The following is a 1,708-nucleotide window of genomic DNA, read 5'->3' on the forward strand; positions in this document are numbered from 1 at the left end:
AGGGTGCCCGGTCAGGCGACGCAACACCGTATGAGGCTTTCGGTGGATGGCTATAGTACGGCGAGGCGGCACAACGCCGTACAGGGCTTTGTGAGGATTGCGATACCAGCCAGGACAACAACCATGAACCCCGCATACCTCAGCATCCTCCTCGGCGTCCTCGCCCTCACTGGCGCGGGCATCCTCATCATCCGCGGCTACAACGCCAAGGGCATCCTGTTCAGCATCGGCATCACCCTGATGATCCTCGCCTACGCCCTCGGCCAGGACATCACCAAAACCCCCGGCGGCGACCCCGTGGCCGACCTCACCAACCACATCTACGGCCTCTTTGAAAACCGTGGCGGCGGCCTTGGCATGATCATCATGATCCTCATCGGCTTCTCCGCCTACATGAGCCACATCGGTGCGAATGACGTTGTTATCCGCGTCCTCTACAAACCGCTGCGCCACATCCGCTCGCCCTACATCCTCCTCGCCGGCGGTTTCCTCCTCGGCGCGCTGATGTCGCTCGCCATCAACTCCGCCACCGCCCTCGGCGTCTTCCTCATGGCGACCCTCTTTCCCATCATGGTGCGCCTTGGCATCAGCGCCCCCTCCGCCGCCGCCATCTGCTCCAGCACCACCCTGGTGAACCTCTCGCCGACCGCCGCCGACCTCATCCTTGCCGCCAAAAAAGCCGAGGCCGACCTCGTCCACTTCAGCTTTGAAATCATCATCCCGATGTCCATCGTCGCCCTCATCTGCGTCGCCATCGCCCACTACTACTGGCAACGCTACTGCGACCGCCGCGAAGGCCTCGGCCAAAACACGCATGACGCCCTCGAAACCGCCGAAGCCACCGCGCTCAAAACCGACGCGCCGGTGTACTACTTCATCCTGCCCTTCCTCCCCATCGCCGGACTCTTCCTCTACAACGGCAACATCCTGCCGGAAATCGAACTGGGCGGCCTGGTCGTACTCACCATCCTCATCTCCGCGCTGATCGAATACCTGCGCAGCATGGACGCGCGCAAAGTCTATGACGGCCTCGAAATCTGCTACCGTGGCATGGCCGAAGGCTTCTCCAGCGTCGTCGTCCTCCTCGTCGCCGCCGGCATCTTCGCCCACGGCCTCGAAACTATCGGTTTCGTCAAGGCACTGCTCGGCGCTATCCAGGGCGACAGCGCCGCCACCATCATCATGCTGGCGCTGGTCGCCATCACCCTCGTCGTCGCCATCGCCGCCGGCTCCGGCAACGCCGCCTTCTTCGCCTTCGTCGAACTCGCCCCCAAACTCGCCGCACAAATGGGCATCAACCCCGCCTACCTCATCGCGCCGATGATGCAAGTCTCGAACATTGGCCGGGTTGTGTCGCCCATCTCCGGCGTCATCGTCGCCGTCTCCGGCGCGGGCAAAATCTCGCCGCTGCTGCTGGTCAAACGCAACGCCGTCCCGGCGCTGGTCGGCGTTATCGTCGTCGTCGCCTACACCATGCTGTTCGTGCCGAAAATAACCCCGTAACCGCGCAGCGAACACATCCAAAACCCACAACAAGACACCGGGGCTGTTTACCATTTGAATCCCCTGGGGTGTCCCGAAACGTATGCTGACAACCAGCAGAGCAGCAAACATCAGCTGTTGCCAATATTCCGCCGGTTCGCCCCCTCCCCTGCAGGGCGAAGCCCGCAGCGGGCGGGTACCCACGCAAAATGCGGACGCATTTTGC

General features: G+C 62.6%; 1 protein-coding gene. It reads left to right on the forward strand.

Annotated elements, in window-relative coordinates; all coding sequences use genetic code 11:
* Positions 1-123: 123 nt before the first annotated feature.
* Complete coding sequence (gene dcuC / locus Q0349_RS06835) at positions 124-1,503, forward strand: anaerobic C4-dicarboxylate transporter DcuC (protein ID WP_298080128.1); 1,380 nt, start codon at positions 124-126, stop codon at positions 1,501-1,503.
* Positions 1,504-1,708 lie beyond the last annotated feature (205 nt).

Origin of the sequence: uncultured Cardiobacterium sp. (assembly GCF_938028185.1) — a bacterium.
In the GTDB taxonomy this organism is placed as follows: Bacteria; Pseudomonadota; Gammaproteobacteria; order Cardiobacteriales; family Cardiobacteriaceae; genus Cardiobacterium.

Excerpts from the sequence above, each read along its gene's own strand:
- dcuC (WP_298080128.1), top strand. The coding sequence starts at position 124 with ATGAACCCCGCATACCTCAGCATCCTCCTCGGCGTCCTCGCCCTCACT.